The organism is Bacillus haikouensis (assembly GCF_013179555.1).
Lineage (GTDB): Bacteria > Bacillota > Bacilli > Bacillales > Bacillaceae_B > Rossellomorea > Rossellomorea haikouensis_A.
On sequence record NZ_JABMCR010000547.1, the window covers coordinates 1 to 1,162 of the forward strand.

The following is a 1,162-nucleotide window of genomic DNA, read 5'->3' on the forward strand; positions in this document are numbered from 1 at the left end:
AATCAGAAAGCTCACGAGCTATCATCAAGGGAAAAAGCTTCAGAATGAGATTCAGGTGGATTCATCTATTAAGAGTGAAAGTCCATTTATCAGGCTTGCGATTCATGACCTTCATCAGGCCATTTCCGAACGGCGGATGATCACATTTCAATATGGAAGGTACGACATCGATAGACATTTCAATCTTAGCCATGAGGGAAGTCTATATAAAGTGAAGCCTTATGCTTTAACCTGGGCCAATGATTTCTATTATTTGATCGCTTATTATTACCACGCCGGGGAAATCCGTCATTACCGGGTTGACCGTCTGCGCAACGTTGACATCCTGAATGAATCTTTCCCATACGAACCTTTTGATGTATCCAAATATGTCCAGTCTACCTTCCATATGTTTGCCGGCGATGAAGAATGGATCAAGATAAAATTTAAAAATAATCTCATCAATGTGATCATTGACAAGTTCGGCAAGAATGTGGATATCAAGAAGCATGACGAGAATCATTTCATCTTATCAGTCAAAGCCCGGGTAAGCGGAGGCTTGATTAATTGGATACTTAACTTCGGATCTCAAGCAAAGGTCATATCGCCTGCTTCATTATACGATACGGTCAAAGAAGAAGTCTCAAACATGAATAAACTGTACGAATCATAAAGAGGAGTCTGGGACAAATGTATACTAGTTTTGTTCCAGACTGTTTAGGTTTGGAATACCACCTGATCCTGCTTGGTGGAAATTTCATCAATCATCATGAAGGTTATCCCTTACTCGAAAAGAAGGTATTTTTCCTATAAAACAAACATATTATGATAGTGATTCGTGGAAAGGACGAGCATTTCATGAACCTCTATCATATTTATAAGAATGAACAAAATACCCTCCTTTTTCATAGTGTGATGTACTTCATGATGGGAGTGGGGATGTTATTTGTCGTAAAACCTCTCTATTACTTTCCGCTCCTGTTATTCATTCCTGCAATGACCAACCTGTATCTAAGCTTTAGTATGAATAAAGAAATCGAGAAGGCACGGAGGTTGTTTTACGAAAACATTCCCGCTTCAAGCCACTCATTGATCGGCATCAATACTAAAGAGGGCTTCTTTTATTTAAGGTCGAATGGATGGTCGAAATACTCGCTTCAACGGCATTCATTAATCAACAGCC

2 protein-coding genes are annotated in these 1,162 nt (G+C 39.2%); both read left to right on the top strand.

The window, feature by feature from the left end; translation table 11 throughout:
- Nucleotides 1-652, top strand: a 652-nt coding sequence (locus tag HP456_RS24180) for a helix-turn-helix transcriptional regulator (protein WP_172255725.1), incomplete at its 5' end; no start/stop codon positions are given.
- Nucleotides 653-837: 185 nt separating this feature from the next.
- Nucleotides 838-1,162, top strand: a 325-nt coding sequence (locus HP456_RS24185; RefSeq protein WP_172255727.1) for a hypothetical protein, incomplete at its 3' end; no start/stop codon positions are given.